At 38.1% G+C, this 17,778-nt stretch carries 12 protein-coding genes; 10 read left to right on the top strand and 2 right to left on the bottom strand.

From position 1 onward, the window contains the following. Window positions 1–283 precede the first annotated feature (283 nt). The 9 genes from B4N75_RS09275 (at window position 284) to B4N75_RS03800 (ending at window position 14,931) form a co-directional block, all read left to right on the top strand. Complete coding sequence (locus B4N75_RS09275) at window positions 284–1,867, top strand: chitobiase/beta-hexosaminidase C-terminal domain-containing protein (protein WP_296706624.1); 1,584 nt, start codon at window positions 284–286, stop codon at window positions 1,865–1,867. 300 nt (window positions 1,868–2,167) lie between these two features. Next, window positions 2,168–3,559 carry a hypothetical protein gene (locus B4N75_RS03835; RefSeq protein ID WP_296667008.1) on the top strand — a complete coding sequence of 464 codons (1,392 nt, stop codon included), beginning with the start codon at window positions 2,168–2,170 and terminating at the stop codon, window positions 3,557–3,559. Window positions 3,560–3,588: 29 nt separating this feature from the next. Then, window positions 3,589–6,534 (top strand): tetratricopeptide repeat protein, encoded by a 2,946-nt coding sequence (locus B4N75_RS03830; protein ID WP_296706622.1) that lies wholly within the window; start codon window positions 3,589–3,591, stop codon window positions 6,532–6,534. A gap of 69 nt (window positions 6,535–6,603) precedes the next feature. Continuing rightward, complete coding sequence (locus B4N75_RS03825) at window positions 6,604–8,280, top strand: hypothetical protein (protein WP_296706620.1); 1,677 nt, start codon at window positions 6,604–6,606, stop codon at window positions 8,278–8,280. Between the two features lie 26 nt (window positions 8,281–8,306). After that, window positions 8,307–8,918: a MotA/TolQ/ExbB proton channel family protein gene (locus tag B4N75_RS03820; RefSeq protein WP_296706618.1), complete on the top strand. Its 612-nt coding sequence runs from the start codon at window positions 8,307–8,309 to the stop codon at window positions 8,916–8,918. Then, on the top strand, window positions 8,918–9,322 hold the full coding sequence (locus B4N75_RS03815) for an ExbD/TolR family protein (protein ID WP_078930560.1): 405 nt from the start codon (window positions 8,918–8,920) through the stop codon (window positions 9,320–9,322). Before B4N75_RS03820 ends, B4N75_RS03815 begins: the two co-directional genes overlap by 1 nt. Next, window positions 9,323–10,333 carry a hypothetical protein gene (locus B4N75_RS03810; RefSeq protein WP_296706616.1) on the top strand — a complete coding sequence of 337 codons (1,011 nt, stop codon included), beginning with the start codon at window positions 9,323–9,325 and terminating at the stop codon, window positions 10,331–10,333. A 56-nt stretch (window positions 10,334–10,389) separates the two neighbouring features. Continuing rightward, window positions 10,390–11,061 carry an HAD family hydrolase gene (locus B4N75_RS03805; RefSeq protein ID WP_296706615.1) on the top strand — a complete coding sequence of 224 codons (672 nt, stop codon included), beginning with the start codon at window positions 10,390–10,392 and terminating at the stop codon, window positions 11,059–11,061. A gap of 159 nt (window positions 11,062–11,220) precedes the next feature. Continuing rightward, window positions 11,221–14,931 (top strand): SpiroCoCo family coiled-coil protein, encoded by a 3,711-nt coding sequence (locus B4N75_RS03800; RefSeq protein WP_296706613.1) that lies wholly within the window; start codon window positions 11,221–11,223, stop codon window positions 14,929–14,931. Between the two features lie 87 nt (window positions 14,932–15,018). Here the strand turns inward: B4N75_RS03800 and ispF are convergent, their stop codons facing one another. After that, window positions 15,019–16,341, bottom strand: a complete 1,323-nt coding sequence (gene ispF, locus B4N75_RS03795; protein WP_296706611.1) for a 2-C-methyl-D-erythritol 2,4-cyclodiphosphate synthase — start codon at window positions 16,339–16,341, stop codon at window positions 15,019–15,021. After that, entirely contained in the window at window positions 16,268–16,930 is a 663-nt protein-coding gene (locus B4N75_RS03790) for a CarD family transcriptional regulator (RefSeq protein WP_296667028.1), read from the bottom strand. The genes ispF and B4N75_RS03790 overlap by 74 nt, the downstream gene beginning before the upstream one ends. Window positions 16,931–17,177: 247 nt before the next feature. Between B4N75_RS03790 and B4N75_RS03785 the strand changes: the two genes are divergently transcribed. Next, complete coding sequence (locus B4N75_RS03785; protein ID WP_296667029.1) at window positions 17,178–17,732, top strand: hypothetical protein; 555 nt, start codon at window positions 17,178–17,180, stop codon at window positions 17,730–17,732. The last annotated feature ends 46 nt before the right edge of the window (window positions 17,733–17,778 follow it).

Below are 17,778 nucleotides of genomic sequence, written 5' to 3'. Positions count from 1 at the left end.
AAAAAACGTAAAAAAAAGCGGTGCACAGTTAAAAAGAATATGTTATACTGACGCTTGACAGAGAAAACCGGAGAGACATAATCTTGAACAGAACAGAACAGAACAGAACAGAACAGAACAGAACAGAACAGAACAGAACAGAACAGAACAGAAGATAATTCTCTCTAAAATACAATTTATTCAGCTATTAGAAGACCGTTATATTGCAACGTGCAAAATTTTGTGCGCCGCAGTATGGCGGTCTTTTTTTATTTTAAATTAGTTTCATCTTATGGAGGAAGTTATGATGAAAAAATCGAGAATGTTTGCCGTGCTTGCGGCAATTGCAATTGGACTTGCGGTTTTTGGCTGCAAAACGGAAATCGAAACAGAGTATGTTGATAAAACTTACGCCGAGGCAGTAACATTTACCGCGGAGGACGCAGGAGAAGTTGGCGTAAAGGTAGCGATGGCAAGCAAGACGGAAGGTGCCGCAATCTATTACACGACAGACGGAACTGAGCCGACAGAAAACAGCGAAAAGTACACAGAGGCCGTAACGTTCGGCAAAGACACTGTAGTAAAGGCTTTTGCTGTAAAAGAAGGAATAGAAAACAGCTCTGTGTCTGTGGCAAATGTTTCCATAAAGACAAAGACAATAACGGAAAAAGTCTATGTGTGCGCCAAGTGCCAAAAGGAATACGCCACGGCACAAGAGGCGATAGACTGCTGTTCAGAAAAAACAGACACAACTGAAACCGCAAGTTTTAGTGTTGGTTCTGTTGTAAAAGTTGACGGTCTGGACTACATAGTAGTTTCTAACACAATTACAGAAAATTCAGGCAGTACAGCCAGTGTGATTGCAGCGCTTACAACATTAGACTCAATCAAAAAAACAAAAGAATATGCTGAAAAAACTTTCGGCAAAAATGTGCTTTTGATAAGAGTTGCAGGCAAGGTTGCTGTAAAGCATGGTACAGTGCCGGAATTTACTGAGCTAAAAAAGAATATTGTGCCAGCTGTAATTCCAAATGGCTATTCAGAATCAGATTTTTTTGCAGAATCTAAAGAAACAACTCCGCATTACTTTTATAGTGATAATTTTCTGGTATTGGGAAAAGAAGATTTGACAGACAGACTTGGATTTATAAAGGAACAATGGCATTCAAAATACTATGCCAATTTTATAGATTCAGAGAATAATTCTGTTGCTTTTGAAGATGCGCTAAAAGCTATGAACTTTATCTTAATCAGAAATTACATGCCGAATGAGTTTAAAAGTTATGACAAAAATAATCTGCTGCTTAATTGTTATGCGTTTGATGAAAAACAGCAGTTTGTAGAGTATTATGAGACTTGCAAAGAAAGTAATTATTATTCAGTTAATAAAACGGAAAGTCCAAAACCTGCTTTTATAGTTAAAGACATCTATGAAAACAATGTAGTTAGAAAAAAAACATTTAATTTAATGGCGGTATATGGCAGCGAAGACACAAGCAGCGGTATAAAATATTCGATTTCCCCGAAAACTTCAGGTGGCAATACAACTTATAAAGTTGTTATCAATGTGGGAAGTGATAACAACGTTTATACAAAAACTATTCGTCCTTCTGAATTTGACGCAAACGGAAAGTACGAAGGTGGCAGCATAAACCTTGAAAGTGAAGCTTATAAAATCAAGATTACAAAGAACGAAAATGCCACGCATTATGATGATGAAACGCTTCCGTACACTGCAGAAATACGTCAAAATATTCCAGTAGAGTTTGTCTTGAACGATGACGGCACTGTTGATTTTGGAGAATCCGTTTACAACTGGGGCAGACGCTGGCGAGATGTAATTATTGAACAGAATCCTGAGCAGGCGGCTGTTTATCCTTATTATTAAAAGGTTCGATTTCGAGCTTTAAATTTTACTGTCATTATCGGGCTTGACCCGATAATCTATCGAAAATTTCCAGCAGATTCCTGGCTGAGTTTACTGCGTAAACATCGCAATGCCGCGGCACAGGAATGACACTTAAATTACTGTGCGAGGGATTGGAAGGGCGCGCGGAGCGCGTTGCGCGGCAATGGAGCGCGTAAGGCGCGGAACCCTGCAAAGCCCGGTGCCGTTTTTACGGCACGCACCCATTATCGTTATATTTTGTCTATGTAACTTTTTTGCTTTTCGTGTTATTTTTTTATAATGAATAGAAAAATTTTTGGCTGCATATTTGTTTTTTTTGCGGGGCTTTGTGCTTTTGCAGATTTTAACAGGCTCAATATTCCAGATTCTGCTGAAATTCGGCGCGCAAAGGCCGAGTCCTGGTTTTTTTGCGGTTTGGGCCAGCTTCGTGAGAAAAAATCAGAAATTGAAAAAAACGCTATCGGCCAGGAATTCCAGATTAGAATGGAAGAAACTGACTCGACTTTTGCAGTTGTTGTTGCTCCAAAATCTTTGCTCGAAACTGAGATTTTTACGGAAAAAGGCGTAGAAAAACGGACTGTTGACAATTTTGCCGGGGATTCGTGCGGAGGCTGGGTTCTTGTAAAGGATTCAAAAACCTCAAAGCCTCTTTTTTTGAGAATTTACTTTTCACAAGACAGCGATGAATTTGTGCAGTTTGCGCCGTCTGGAGCAAAAACTCTGTCAGATTTTGTAATTTCCGGACTTTACGCCGCCCGCTCTGTTCCTTTAGGAATTCCGTTTGAAAAGCTTTATACGCTTTCTTTTGAGCAGATTTTTTCTTTGACCGAAAATATTCTTCCGTGGAAATATGCAGACCGCCAGCAGGGACAGTTTGAGTCAAAATTGAAGATGATTGCGGCAATTCGCAAAAATCTTGAAAGAGTTGTTTATTGTCCGGACAGTTGTTACGACGAAAATGGAAAGCCGATTTTTATTTCGTCTGGCAAAGAGCGGAAAATTGATTTTGAAGAAATCGAAAAAACTTCTGGAAAAATCGAAAATCCTGTTGTTGTGGACGATGCCGGATTTTTAAAATGGATTTGCGATGGTCTTGTTGAGCCTGTAACCGGAAGTTTTCTTTATCGAAATCCTCTTGTTATTCCGACTTCCGAAGAAAATAAGACCGGCAAAAAAAGCATAATCTCTCAAAATTACAATCTTTCTTTTTCGCTTGATTGGTGCAGAAATCTTGCGGCTGCGGTTCTTTCTGTAAAATCTCAGAGAAATTATCTATGGAAAAATTCTGGCGTTGACGTGACTCTTGAGCCTTTTGCGTCCGAAGTTACAGACCGCGGAATTACTCAGACTGCCGGCTATCTTAAAAATTCAGGTTATCAGATTGAAAAGCTAAGACCTCTTCTTTTTGCGCTTGCTTCGACTGAACCGACTTACTGCTATCTTGCGGCAATAAAACGTCCTTTGCATGATAAAAATCTGTCTGATTCTGAAATTTTTGCATTCGACCGTTGCGCGGTTATTTTTCCGTTTTATGACAAAAACGGACGGTTTAACTGTGTAATTTTTGAAAATGGAAAGGAACTTACTTTAAGACAGTTTGCCAATAAATATAAGGGAAGCTTTGTCCATCTTTCCAGGGTTTTGACTGAAAATAATTTTTATTTGCAATAGAAAATATTTTTTTTGAAATAAGTGATTTTATGAAAAAATTGAAAAAAATTGAAAAAAAAATAGTTTTGGGAGCGTTGTTTTGCGTTTTTGCAGGAGCAGTTTCTTTTGCTCAAAGCGAATCTTCGCTGGCTTTTCAAATGCAAGATGCTTATGACAGCGGATTTTATCCGGGAGTTGTGCTTTATGCAGACCAGATTTTGAATTCAGAGTCAAAATCGGTTTACGAAGCAAAAGCTATGGTTTTAAAAGGCGAAAGTCTTTTTAAAATGGGAAGAATAAAAGATTCTCTTGAAATTCTTTCTGACGCCGAAAAATCTGCAAAAAACAGTCCTGAGCTTAATTCGGCCCGTTGTTTTTGGACTGGGCGCGGTCTTTTTGAGTTGAACAAAAACGAAGCCGCTTTGCCGTATTTTTATAAAAGCGCGGAAATCTTAAAAAATGCGGGGCTGGAAAAAACTTCTGTTTATTCTCAGGCAATTTTGTATTCTGGAAAAACTCTTGTCCGCTTAAAAAATTTTGAGGCAGCGGCAGACTGTTTTGAATATGCGGTTCAAAACGGAAAGAAATTTTCGGCTGGAGAATACGAAGAAGCGTGCGTAAATTTTTTTGAAAACTGTGTTCTCGCTGGAAATTTTAAAAAGTGCGAAGAATATTTTGTTCAGCTTGAAAAACTTGGACAAATTGAAAAATTTGTTTTTTCGCAAGAAGCAAAATACAGAATTCTTCTTGCTTATGGCCAGGCGCTTGAAAATCTTGGAAAATTTTCTGCCTGCTATGACTGTTACGTGAAAGTTTTGACAGAAGGACCTTCAAGTCTTGCCGCCCTTGCAATGCAAAAAGCGTATCTTCTTTCTAGTGCCCATCAAAATCAAATAAAAAAAGATCCTGCCGAAGTTATTGAAAAGGCGGAACTTTTAAAAAAAGAAAAACCTGAGCTCGTCAGTGAATTTTGGACACGGCTTGCAATCGATGCGTTCTATTCAAAAAAATATGAAAAATCGCTTTCTTATTTTAAAAATGCCGAAAAAAATAATTCAGCTCAGTTAAAACAGCTTGCTTTGCTTTATTCTGCCGAAATAAGTTTTTTGACTTCAAAAGAAGATCTAAAAACGGCTGCAAAAAATTCTTTGGAAATAATAAATTCCGGCTGGAATGAATGCGGTTTTGAAAAAGAAAAGTTTTATTATTCGGATGCGATTGCGGCAAAAACCCGGTATTTTGGGCTTTCTGAAGATTGGGAAAATTCCTTAAAAAACGCTCAATCCCAGATTTTGAGCGAAAATTCTTCCGCGGCAAAAAAAACTCTGGTTTATTGGGCTGCTCTTTCACAATATTCCCTCAAAAATTATGAGGGGGCATTGGATTTTTTAAATTCCGAAAACTATTCTGATGATGAATTTCTATTTCTAAAAGCTAAAATTTTTGCAAAAATGGGAAGGTCGTCCGATGCAGATTCAATTTTTTATGCGCTCTCAAAAAAAGGTTTTCTTGATAACGACGGAAGGCTTGATTATATTCGCACGCTTTTAAATGCCGGACACTTGATTTCTACTGTTGAAGAGGCAGAAAATGCGCATGGAAGCGAGTCGGATTACATGAAGGCTCTTGCGCTTTTTAACCAGAAAAATTGGCAGGAAGCGGAAAAATGTTTTGAAGAATCGATTTCTGATAAAAAATTTGATTCAAAATATTCAAATCTGGCAAAATTTTATCTTGGGTACTGTCAGTACCAGCTCGGAAAATACAAAAATGCCCTTGAAAATTTGGAAAGTTTTGTAAAAAACAGCGGGGAAAATGCCCTGAATTTCCAGGCTTTGGCAACAGCGGCAAAATGCGCCGCTCAAATTCAAAATTATCCGGAAGCGGAAAAAAATGCCAGAAACGCGCTTTCTTCTTCTAAAAATCAGGAGCAAAAAAATGAATCCGTGCTCTTGCTTGCTGGAATTTATTCAGACTCAAAAAAATATGATGAAGCTATAAAACTTTTAAAATCTTATTCTTCCGAAAAAAACAGTTTTGGCTTTGAATGCCGTTACTTGATGGCCCAATTTTTTGTTCAAAATAAAGATTTTGTTCAGGCAGATAAGACTTATTCCGAGCTTTCAGAAGAGAAAAATGCCGGTTTTCTTGCAGAAGAGTCAGTTTTCCGTCGCGGCGAACTTTTTTATGTAAACGAAAATTATGAAAAATCAGCCCAGCTCTTTGAAATTTACCTAAAAAAATATCAGTCTGGGAAATTTTATCCTGCGGCGCTTTATTTTGAAGCGGACAGCCTTTTTAAAATTGGCAGAATAGAAAAATCATCGCTTTATTTTATGGAAATTGTCGAAAAGCCGGAAAATTCTTCCTATAAATATGATTCTGAAAAAAAACTGATTGACATTTATCGTTCGCAGAAAAAATATTCACAAGCCTTAAAAATTGCAGACAAAATGCTTCTTGAATATGGAAACCAGGCGGAAAAAGACGGAATTTCCAGCTTAAAACGGGAATTGCAGGCTTTGAGCTCTGGCGCGGACAAGGAAATTTTCGAAAAAGAACAGGAATTTGAAAGTGCCGGCGGAAGCAAAACAAAAAATGGACGAAAAATCGGCACTGAGCTTGCAAAAATTTATTTTGAAAAGCCGCAGCAAAAAAAGGCGGAAAGCCTTGCACGGGAGCTTTTTGAAATTCAAAAAAACAACGATGATGAAATTGAACTTGCCGGAAAAAATGCTGTTCTTCTGGCAGATATTTTGAGATCACAGAATAAAAATGACGAAGCGGCAGATATGTTTTTGTCTGCGGCGGAATTTGGACGGAAATGCGGAAACAGCGAAATTGCCGAGCGTTCGCTTTACGGCGCGGCAGAAGCGTTTGATGCGGCTGGAAAAAAGGCAGATGCCCTTTCTACGGCAAAAGTTCTTATAAATCTGTATCCAAAAAGCCAGTATGCTGCCGATGTTCAGCGAATTGTAAATCTTAAAGAAAACTGATTAGGCAAGTAAAATCCTTGCTAAAAAAAATAACCGAATTTAACTGATGAGAGGTTTTTTGAAAAAAAAATGAAAAAGATATTTTTTATTTTGACAGCGTGTTTTTGTGGAACATTTGCTTTTGCGCAGATAGCGGAAGAAGTTCAGCCTTCAGAAAACGAAATTGAACTTCCAGACGTGACAACTGTAATTTCCGGAGGAGCGCTGACGGCTGGAAAAGACAGCGTTCCAGATTATAAAAAAATTCTTCCAGATAAAAATACCGGCAGCCTTGAATTGCCGGAAATGGAAAGTGTACAGAAAAAAGAGCAGGTTTCGCAGCAGTACGTTCAAAATTCTTCTGACGAAAAAAATGTCTATGCCCAAGGCAGCATTGGCGGCGGTTTTCCGTTCAGTTTTGCCGGCGATTTTGATATTTACCGAATGAGCGGAAATTCACCTTTTAAGGTTTCGTTTTTTCACAAAAACGCAGAAGATTTTGCGGATAAAAAAGCTGCCGACGGTTATTTTTTTAGAAAAACTGGAATTGAAGCAGAAAAAAAATTCTTGAACGAAAAGTCGGAATTCATTTTTTTTGGCTGGTACAAAAATCAAAATGAAGGTTTGCAGTCTAAATCTTCGGTTTTTACGGATTATCTTTGGAACGACATTGGCGGAAAAATGTCGGCAAAATGGTCTTTAAAAAATGGCTGGTACATTCAGCTTGGCGGAAACGGCTCTTATTTTAATCGTTATGGAACAAAATCTGACTCTGATTCAGTTTTTGATAGCGGATGGGAAAAAAGTTCAAAATATTTTTCATTTGTTCCTCATTTTTTGGCGGGCTGGAAAAATTCAATGTTTGATGTAAATTTTCTCGCAAAATATGAAACTCAGCTCAACGTAAAAGAAACAGGTTCTCTCGAAAAGGCGCCTGAGGCTTCAAGCGCTGAAGCCGTTCACAAGGGCGAATTCAGGCTGAATTTTGACTGGACTGACGAAAATGTAAAAGTTTATGCTTCTGCCGGTATGATTGCAGGAAATTCCATTGGAAAGCAAAATGTCCTGTTTCCGTTTTTGCTCGGCGGAAAAGCTGAAATTCCATACGGACTTTCTTTCAGACCGCTTTGCCTGAAAATTGAAGGCGGACTTGATTCTGTTTTGGAATCTGCCGGAAATCTTGAGCAAAAGTATCTATTTGCAGCGCTTTTCTGTCTTTCTTCCGAGCAGAGCGACTGGTATGGACAAATTTCGGCTTCTGTTCCTGTCCAGGATTTTTTCAGCGTAAATTTGAGCGGAGAATTCAGAAAAACTGCTTTTGATAACGGAGTTTGGACTCCAGATTACAAGACTTCTCCGTCGTCAGCAGGTTTTTACGTTATAAAGCAGGAAAATAGGACTGAATTAAAATCGGTTGCCGAACTTTCAGCAGATTTTGAAAAATTAAAATTTTCCGGCTCATGGAAATCTTACTGGCTCGATGTTCCGTCCTATGAGGACGAACAGAGTTTGACGGCTTGTGTTATTTTTGAGCCGGACAATTTGTGGAATTTAAAGGCTTCTATTACTCAAAACCTCGGAGACGATGCTGAAAAAGTTCCGGTTCTTGATTTTTCTGGTTCTGTCAGAGCCTCAAATTCAATTCGCCTTGCTCTCGAAGCAACAGATATTATAAAATTGGTTACCGTAAAGACGAGGGCTTTTGCTCACAGCCAATACAAACAGAATTGCGGACATATAACTGCACTTGTAAAATTTCAGTTTTAACAGAAATAAAATGGGGGAAATTAAAAATGTTTAGTTTAATAAAATCCGGTGGAATTTTGATGATTCCGATTATTCTTTGTGGAATTGCTGCAACTTACATTATTATTGAACGTTTGCTTTACTTTAAGAATTTGCGCAAAAACGATTCACTTTTAAAACTTCAATTGAATACGGTTTTGCTCAAAAAAGATTACGAAGCTGCTATGGCACTGTGCGTTGCCTGCGAAACTCCATTTTCTCAGGTTGTGCAAAAGGCGATTTCTGTCCGGAACCTTGAAGACAAGTATTTAAAAGAAATCGTTGAAACCGAAATGGAGGTTGTAATTCCGCAGTATGAGCATTGTCTTACGCTTCTTGGAACAATTGCAAATATTTCCACTTTGCTCGGTCTTTTTGGAACTGTAACCGGAAACATCAAGGCTTTTGGTGTCCTTGGCGCTGGAGCAAGCATGGGAAATCCTGCTGTTTTGGCAGGGGCAATCGCCGAAGCTCTTGTGACGACAGCGGCTGGTCTTTTTGTTGCAATTCCTTCAATGATTTTTTCAAATTATTTTACGCGTCTTGTAAACAAAGAAACCGTAATTCTTGAATCTTCTGTAACGGAAGTAGTCTTAAAATTGACAGGACATTTGCTTTAATGAAAATACGAAGAAGAAGAGGTGTTTCTGCTGGCGCGGATTTAACACCGATGATAGATGTTGTTTTTCAGTTAATCCTGTTTTTTCTGGTTTCCACGACATTTGCCGTTTTGCCTGCAATCAATGTAAATCTTCCTGAAAGCGAAACTTCGCAAGCTCAGTCAATTGCTGGAATTACAATTACAGCCACTGCCACAGGAAAACTGTTTTTTAATGACGAAAAAATTACAATTCAATCCATGGACAAAAAACTTAAAAATTTTGACACCGAAGGAAAAAAGCGCGAAGAATATCCTGTAACGCTTGAAGCCGACGAAAAAGTGACGAATGGAACAATTGTAAAAATTTTTGATGTTTTACGCAAAAATGGATTTGTTTCGGTGAATTTAAGGACGACTGACTAAATGACAAAACTGCAAAAAAAACGAAATTTATATGCTTTGACAGGAACTGCCGGCATTTGGATTTTTATTTGCATTTTATTTTCTCTTTTTGCGCTGTTGCCTCAAAAGCAGGTTTATAAAACTGTAAAAATTACACTTTCTGAAAATTCAACCCCAAAAATTACAGAAAAAAAACAGGAAGCAGCCCCTCCAAGACCTCAAAATCAGGAAATAAAAAAACAACCGTCGCCAAAAACTCAGGCCGAACAAAAAGCATCTGCTCAAAAAATGTCAAAACCTGTTTCTGAAAAAAAATCTGTTCAGAAACAGAATACTGCATCAAAAAAATCTTCTGTTTCCGAAAAACCAGCCGTTCAGACTTTGCAAAAAAGCGTAGACGAACTTATGGCGGAGCAACGGACAAAAAAAACGCCGGCAAAAAAAGAATTTGACTGGAGCCAGTTTGATGATGAGGCGGTGGAAAACGTTTCTGAAAATTCAACTGCGCCAGTTGCAGCAAACAGCTCTAAGGCTGATATTTTTGAAGGAACTGCTGGAAAGGCTGTCGACAAGGATTCTGCCGTAGTTGCCGGAAGCAAAACCGAAAACATAGGTTCTGTCTCAGATTCAACTTCATCTGCGCTGGAAAAAATTTCTTCTGCGGTTTACAGCGCAAATTTCGGTAACGGCGTTACTGCAAGTTCTACCGTAAAAAGTGCGGGCGCTCCAAACGGAAGAATCGCTCTTCTTATGAACGACGGAAGTTCTAGAACTTTGCTGGAGCCTGTAAAGCCGGTAATTGCGCTTTCGGAATCTGCATCGGCGACAATTGATACGACAAAAAATCTTACGGTAAGATTTACTGTTCTTGCAAACGGACATGTCGATTTAAATAGCATAAAAATCACTCCAGGAGCGATAATAACATCTCTCGTTCAAAATGAGATTTCGGCACAAATTTCTTCATGGCGCTTCAATCAGGATTCTTCTTCGGCAGCTGCAAGTTTTCCGTATAAAATCGAAAAAAGATAGAAAAAAGATAATTTTTTCGGATTGTTCAATACTTTGCTTTTGTTTATAATCGAAGAATGTTAGATGGAATTTCTGCTGTAGCATTTGATATTGACGGAACTCTTTATTCTTCTCCTCAGTTTTATGTGCGGATAATTCCATATTTTTTGAAAAATTTTGCTTTTTACGTAAAATACAATAAAGTCCGGAAAATTTTGCACCATACAGCGCCATTGCCTGATTTTTATGAATATCAGGCACGTCTTTTTTCAGAATTGACCGGTCTTCCAGTTGCCGAATCAAAGAAAAAAATTCAAGAAATTGTCTACGACGGACTTATTCCATATTTTAAGAAAATAAAAACTTTTAAATATGTTGAAGAATCTTTCAAAAAAATAAAAGAGGCCGGTTTCAAAATTGCTATTTTGTCGGATTTTCCTCCGGAGCAGAAGGGCGATTTATGGGGACTTTCTTCTTACTGCGATGTAATTTTGGGAACAGAACGTCTTGGAGCTTTAAAACCTTCAGTTTTTCCATTCGGAATTCTTGCAAATGAACTTGGCTTAAAGCCAGAACAGATTCTTTACGTTGGAAATTCTATAAAATATGATGTATGCGGTTCAAAAAACGCTGGAATGTTGAGCGCGTACATAATGCCGTTTTGGCGGAAAATTTTTCACTGTCCTTTAAAATCTGCCGATATAAATTTTTCAAACTATCGTCAATTGACAGAAATTGTGATAAAATAATTCTATAGAATTCTCTAAAAATTTGCTGATGGCTGTTTTTAGAAAATCCTAAAAATCTTTTCCATAAAAATAAATTATTCAGCTTTGACCGTAATTTTGTGCGGTTTTGAGCATTAAACTTCTAAGATTAAAAAAAGTCTGTTTTTTTGGGTGGGGAAAATGACTCTTCTTGCAATTCTTATTTCTACGGCTGTTGCTGTTGCTGTTGTCTTTGTTTTACATTCGTTGGATAGAGAAAACAATTCAATGAACAAAGTAAAACATTATGCGGATTCTCGTATCAATCAGCTTAATGAATATTTTAAGGAACAAACTTCAAAGTTGAATGGACTTTCGGCAGAATGGGATGCTCATCATACTTCTGCGGCCGCTGCCGTAAAACGAATTGAAAAACAGATTGCGGATTTTCAGAATATAAGCCAGAATTTTGACGGCCAGTTTGATGCAGTTACGAACATTGCAAAAAAAGTCGATGCCTACGGAAAAGCCATTCACGAACTAATGGAAATGACTGACCGTGTTGAAGAAAATCTTCAGGCTGTAAAAAAAGAAAGCGTGATTGTTGAAAAACTCAATGCAAAAATCGAGTCCGGAAAAAAATCCGTTGAGGATTTAGAGAAAAAAATTCCGCAGATTATTACAGAATTCAGAACAAAGAATAATGACAGTCTCAAGGTTCTTGGCGCTGACATGCTTACAAAATTCAACGACAAGGCTTCTCAAATTGAAAAAAATGTTCAGGCTGCGTCGGCTCATTCAGAGCAGATTCTTGATAAAATTGAAAAAGGAATAAAATCTGCTTACGACAATGCGGCTCAAAAAGCGCAGAATCTCGAAGACGCGGCATTCAAAAAACTTACAGAACAGGCAAAGTTTAGGGCAGAGTCGTTTATAAAAAACGTAAATGAACGCACAGAAGAGCTTTTAAAACAGCAGAATTTAAAGATTGCGGAAATTCAAAAATCCCTTGAGCAGAAAAATTCTGCTTTTGCAAATTCAATAAACGAAAAAACTTCAATTCTTGAAGGCGAATTTAGAAAAAAAACGGGAGAGTTTTCTTCAAATCTGAGCGTAAAAACCGAAAATCTTTCAAAATCGCTTGAGTCAAAAATTGCAGCCCTCGAGAATTTGTTCCAGCAGCAGGTTTCTTCTTTTGATAAGCAGATAAAGACTTTTGCTCAAAATACGAGCCAGACGGTTGAAGAAATCAAGTCTGAATCAGAAAGCAACGAAAAAAATCTTGAAAACCTCCGTGAAATTTTTGAAAAACAGACTTCAGAAATTCGTTCACGATATGGAAATTTGTACGAGAAATCGGTTACCGATGCGGACGAAAAAGAACAGGCGGCTTTTGTCCGTTTTCAGGAAATTGCAGAAAAGCACCTTAATACTTACGAAGCGACCGTCGAAGAAAAAATCAACGCAATCGAAAAAAATGTAAATTCCCGCGTTTCTGCCTTGAATCAGGAATTGAATGCTGCGGTTGAACAGATTCAAAAATCAATGTCTGACAGTCAGACAGGAGCGGCCGCAACTGCTCAGACGATTAAAAATGCGGCTGAAGAGGCAAATGAAAAGCTCAAAGGCTTTCAGTCTCAGGCAGACGAAAAAATTGCTGGAATTAACAAAATGCTCAGCGACACCATGACGCGCATTTCTTCGGCATACGACGCAAAGCAGACGGAACTTCTGGCAAATGTTGACAAGCAGCTTGAAGAATACCGCAACAACATGGAATACCGCTTTAACAAACTGCAGACGACGGCAAGCGACATTGATACTTTGGAAAACAATCTCAGAACCGCGCTTGAACGCACTCAAAATTCAGTTGTCTCTGATTTTAACCAGTTTTCAAAAGCTCAGAAAGACCAGCAGTCTCAGTTTGAATCTGCAATCAAACGCAATAATGAAGAAATTACCGTCCAAATTGAAAATCTTGAAAAAGATCTCGATTCAATAAAAGCGACCGCAAGCGACAATGTCAGTGCGACACTTGCTGATTTTGAGATGAAATTTGGCGACGACTTAAAAAAACGCGGGGATTCGATTACAGAAGATTTAAATTCTTGGAAAAATAGCATGGATTCCAAGCTTGCCGTCCTCAGCTCCGAATATGAAAGTTCAAGACGCGAAATTGAAAATCGGCATAACGAAGAATTAAAAAATCAACTTTCAGAAATTTCCGCAAAAAATCAGAGCCAGCTGCAGAATGTGCAGACAGGAATCGAAAATTCCGCTCAGTCTTTGCGTGCCAGAATTGACGAAATCGAACAGTCTGTAAAAGCTTACGCGGACGAGAGCCGGACAAAACTGCACGAAGCGACAGAAGGCCAAGGCAATTTTGTAAAAAATTCGCTTGACGCATATGCTCAGCGGATGGACGGTCAGCTTGAAAAAGCCGAAAAAGATATTCAATCAAGACTTATGGAACTTGCAGAGACTGTAAAAGCCCATGCAGACACAAACCAGAATGGAATTGATGCTATGCTTGGTGAATTCAATGTTTGGCGCGGTCAGTTAAAAAATCAGTTTGATCAGGCAAAAACTATGTTTAGCGACCAGCTGAACGGCGTAAAGGAAAGTTCTGAACAAAAAATTTCTGCTTTTAAGGACGATTTGAATCAAAATATTGAAAATTTCAGGACGGAAACAAAAAACGAACAGCTTGAACTTAGCCAGACGATTGAAAATCTGAAAAAAGATGTTGAAGATTCAATTTCTTCATATAAAGAGCGTTCCGAATCTATTGTTGCGCAGATGAACAAATCTTACGAGGATATGCTCAACGAAACTCAGCGCCGTGTAAAAGAGCAGAGCGCAGATTCTGAAAAGGTTTTGAGGGAACTTCGTACTAAAATTCAGGAAGCAAACGAGGCCAACGACACTCATCAGGCGGAGCTCGTAATGAGAATGCAAAATGACGCCGCTGATTTGCAAACCCGAATGAGCGAAATTGACCGCGAAGTAAAAGCTTTCTCGACACAGATGCAGGTTTATCAAAAAGCGGATCAATTAAAAGCTCAGCTTGAATCGGAACTTGACGAACTCAAAAACGAAATTACCCGTGTAGAAAATTTTCAGACGACCGTAAATGAACTGTCTGCAAGTTTCAATTTAATTCAAAATATGAACGATGATGTCAATTCAAAACTTCAGAAATTTAATAGCGAAAAAATTAGAATTGATGGAATTGAAAAGAACTTTGCAAAACTTGTCGAATTGAGTTCAACAATGGATCAAAAAATCGAAGAACTAAACTCGACAAGTGATCAGCTCACTTCGATTCAGCTTGATGTCAGAAAATTTCAGGAGACTCTCGGAGATATTTCCAACCGTTACGACCGTCTTGAAACAAAGGGCAGCCAAATCGAAGCAATTGCCGGAGAAGTTGATAAAACTTTCGATCAGCTAAAATCGCTAGAACTTCGTCTTAACGATGCAAATCGCCATGTAGATAGTTTCCCTCGCCAGATTGAAGATGTTCAGAAAAATATTGACAGTCTTGTCAGTAACCGTTCAAAAATCAGCGACGCAGTTGAGCAATTGTCATCTTTGCAGAATATCTTGACCGAAACGGAGGAGCGTGTAAAACAAGTTCAGACAGGACGTGAAGGAATTGCCCGTACAGAAACAAGGCTTCACACACTCGAAACTGAAATTGACAAAAAAATGAACCTTCTTCTTGAAATTACAAAACAGGATTTAAAAGAAAATCCAATGGAAAAAGAAGAGGGAATTTCACTGGCGTTGAGAGAATCGGTAATTTCTTTGCACAGAAAGGGCTGGTCAAACGAAGAAATTGCCAAACGGCTTAAGCGCAGCGTAGGCGAAATCGACCTTCTTGTCGAAGGCAACGGTTTTATGAATTAAAAAATGCTACTAAAAATATGAAACTATAGCGGACACAAAAAGTGCCCGCTTTTTTATTATTGCCCGAAAGCAGGTGTGAAATACAGGTTATTTTGAAAGAAGACAGGTAGCCCAGACTTCTACAGCACGGCTTTGTCCTACATCTCCAAGTTTTTCTCCTGTTTTTGCTTTTACAAAAACTTGATTTTTTTCAACATGGAGAATTTTTGCAATCGAGTCGATAACTTCCTGTCTGCGCGGAAGAAATTTTGGTTTTTCGAGGGCAATTACACAGTCAAGATTTTCAAGTTTCCAGCCTTCTAGCGTAATTTTATTCCAAACTGTTCCTAAAAGCATTTTTGAATCTGCGTCTTTCCATTTTTGATCGCTTGGAGGAAAAAAAGAACCAATGTCGCCCATTCCACAGGCCCCAAGAAGAGCGTCCGTAATTGCATGCAGAAGAACATCGCCGTCAGAATGGCCGTCTTCACCAATTTCGCTGTCAAATTTTATTCCGCCAAGCATAAGAGCACGTCCGGCAATAAGCGCATGTTTGTCGTATCCAAGACCGGTCCGAATCATTGTGTTTCCTTTTGTTGTTTCGTTTGATTTTTTCGTATCTATTTCTGACTTTGTAAAAAAGTCTTCTTTATATGTAATTTTTTTATTTTTAATGTCGCCGTCTACGATTTTTACCTTTCCCTCAGGAACAAATAAATCCCAAATTTCAGTGTCGTCTGTGTATTCTTTTTTTGTTTTTTTTGCTTTTTTATGCGCTTCGACAAGTTCATTCAGCATAAAAACCTGCGGAGTTTGAACAGCTGTTAATTGACTTCGCACCAGATGCCGTCTTATAAAGCCATTTTCATCAATTTCGTTCTGAGTGTCTGTAGGTTGAATCCCTGGAGCAGAGGCGCCGTATTTTTGAACTGCGGTAAAAGTTGAATTGATTATTTTTTCTGAAACAAAAGGCCGTGCGCCGTCGTGTATAAATACAATTGGATTTGAATTTGGAAAATTCGTTTTTATTTTCAGCAGGGCGTTAAAAACGCTAGCCTGTCTGCTTTCTCCTCCTGGAACAAAAACAAATTCTGTGTTACTTGCAATTCTATTAAGCTCTTTATCTTTAAAAAGAGCGTTTTTGCATTTTTCTTCTGCGAGTTTTAAAAGTTCCGTATTTTCTTGATTTGGAAAAGTTACAGCCACAGCAGAAAATGGGAAAACTCTTAAAAAAGCCTTTACAGCGGTAGAAAGTACGGTTCCAGATTCTAGAGGAAGATATTCTTTTTTTATGCCGCCCATTCGGCTTGAAGAACCGGCAGCAACAACAATTAGCGCCAGTTCTTCGTTTGAACGGCTAATCTTCGTCATCATCTCCATCGTCGTCTGAGTCAGAATTGTCAGAGTCATCGGAATCGTCAGAGTTATCATCGTCGCTCATAGAACCTGAAGAGCCGCCGAGCTCATCTCCGAATTCATCATCGTCATCGTCGTCGTCAATCTGAATCGCTTTCTTTTCATGAAGAGCATTGAGCGGTTCGAGCTTTGCATGGAGCATAGATTCAACTTCTTTTGATGAAATTCCAAATGCAATTGCAATTTCGTCTGCCAAAAGTTTGCGTGCAGTATCGTAAAGTTTGCGTTCCTGAATCGGCAACTCTTTTACCTTTGAGCGGTGATAAAGAGTGCGGACAATATTTGTAATATCTTCAATGCTTCCTTTTTTAAGGAGATTCAAGTTGTCCTGATAGCGCTGTTTCCAATCAGAAGTGACAGATTCTACCGGCTGACCTAAAAGTTCAAGTGATTTTTGAGCTTCGTCAGCAGAAACGATTTTTCTAAGTCCAAGTTTTTCAGAATTTGCAACTGGAACCATTACAATCATATCCGAAACTTCAAGATAAATTCTGTAATACTGAACGGTCAAGTCGCCGTTTTTTCTTTCAAAAATTTCTTTGACTTCACCAACACCCTGTGAAGGGTAAACTATTTTTTCATTAAGAGAAAATTGTGTACTCATAGTATATTATTATATCACAAAATTTTAGAAAATGGAACATCAAAAAAAATCAGTTTTTAGCCCCTCGCACTACAAAATTGAAAGAATGGGAAATAGTTGCTTTTTTTTAGTGGGGGGGGGTACAATAACAGCTAAATGTTAAACTGCAATGAATTATCTGGTGACATTTAATTGGATTGCGGCGAAGACGAAGAATATCTATTAAGCGGACCTCCGTGCTTGGAAGTTTCGAGGAGAAAAGAAAAAAATGAAAACTGTAAAAAATTTTTCGATTGCATTGTTTGCATTATTTGTTTGTTGTTTTACAAGCTGTGTTTCAACACAGGCTGAACCATCTGCATTTGAATCACAGACAGGCGTTGCATTAGTTGTTCCAATGAGAGTATTTACATGGGTAAAAGCTGATGGGGCAAAAACATTTATGAAAGATTATTCATCTGGAAAAATTACGTTTGATTATTCAGCAGAAAATGATTTTATCGTAAAAGCAGAGAAAATTGATGGAATCTTAAAAACGACATGGGGAAAACAATTTACAGATAATGGAGAGAATATTCGTTCTCTTATAATAACTGCATTTATTTCTTTATGTTATTCAATGGACAATAATAAAGATGGCATTGATGCGGCTTTTGATGTAATGGATCAGATTTTTTCTGATAATATGTATGCGGCGCGAATCGATTCCTTAATGCCAAGTTTAAAAAACGGTCTTAATGCATATAAAACGAAAAAAGACTGGGCAAGCTATAAAGCAGAATATTTTTCTATACAAGACAATACTTTTGTTGTAAAAAAGTAAATGTATTATAAAAATATCCTTAATTTGTGTTTTTTGGACTTGGGCC

Source organism: Treponema sp. UBA7570 (genome assembly GCA_002477955.1).
Taxonomy (GTDB): domain Bacteria; phylum Spirochaetota; class Spirochaetia; order Treponematales; family Treponemataceae; genus Treponema_D.
This window is presented reverse-complemented; position numbering and strand designations above follow the sequence as displayed.

What these genes read in the sequence shown, in the direction of transcription:
- B4N75_RS03825 (WP_296706620.1), top strand. Translation starts at nt 6,604, where the DNA reads ATGAAAAAGATATTTTTTATTTTGACAGCGTGTTTTTGTGGAACATTT.
- B4N75_RS03835 (WP_296667008.1), top strand. Translation starts at nt 2,168, where the DNA reads ATGAATAGAAAAATTTTTGGCTGCATATTTGTTTTTTTTGCGGGGCTT.
- ispF (WP_296706611.1), bottom strand. Translation starts at nt 16,341, where the DNA reads ATGATAACTCTGACGATTCCGATGACTCTGACAATTCTGACTCAGACG.
- B4N75_RS03805 (WP_296706615.1), top strand. Translation starts at nt 10,390, where the DNA reads ATGTTAGATGGAATTTCTGCTGTAGCATTTGATATTGACGGAACTCTT.
- B4N75_RS03790 (WP_296667028.1), bottom strand. Translation starts at nt 16,930, where the DNA reads ATGAGTACACAATTTTCTCTTAATGAAAAAATAGTTTACCCTTCACAG.
- B4N75_RS03810 (WP_296706616.1), top strand. Translation starts at nt 9,323, where the DNA reads ATGACAAAACTGCAAAAAAAACGAAATTTATATGCTTTGACAGGAACT.
- B4N75_RS03800 (WP_296706613.1), top strand. Translation starts at nt 11,221, where the DNA reads ATGACTCTTCTTGCAATTCTTATTTCTACGGCTGTTGCTGTTGCTGTT.
- B4N75_RS03785 (WP_296667029.1), top strand. Translation starts at nt 17,178, where the DNA reads ATGAAAACTGTAAAAAATTTTTCGATTGCATTGTTTGCATTATTTGTT.
- B4N75_RS03815 (WP_078930560.1), top strand. Translation starts at nt 8,918, where the DNA reads ATGAAAATACGAAGAAGAAGAGGTGTTTCTGCTGGCGCGGATTTAACA.
- B4N75_RS03820 (WP_296706618.1), top strand. Translation starts at nt 8,307, where the DNA reads ATGTTTAGTTTAATAAAATCCGGTGGAATTTTGATGATTCCGATTATT.
- B4N75_RS03830 (WP_296706622.1), top strand. Translation starts at nt 3,589, where the DNA reads ATGAAAAAATTGAAAAAAATTGAAAAAAAAATAGTTTTGGGAGCGTTG.
- B4N75_RS09275 (WP_296706624.1), top strand. Translation starts at nt 284, where the DNA reads ATGATGAAAAAATCGAGAATGTTTGCCGTGCTTGCGGCAATTGCAATT.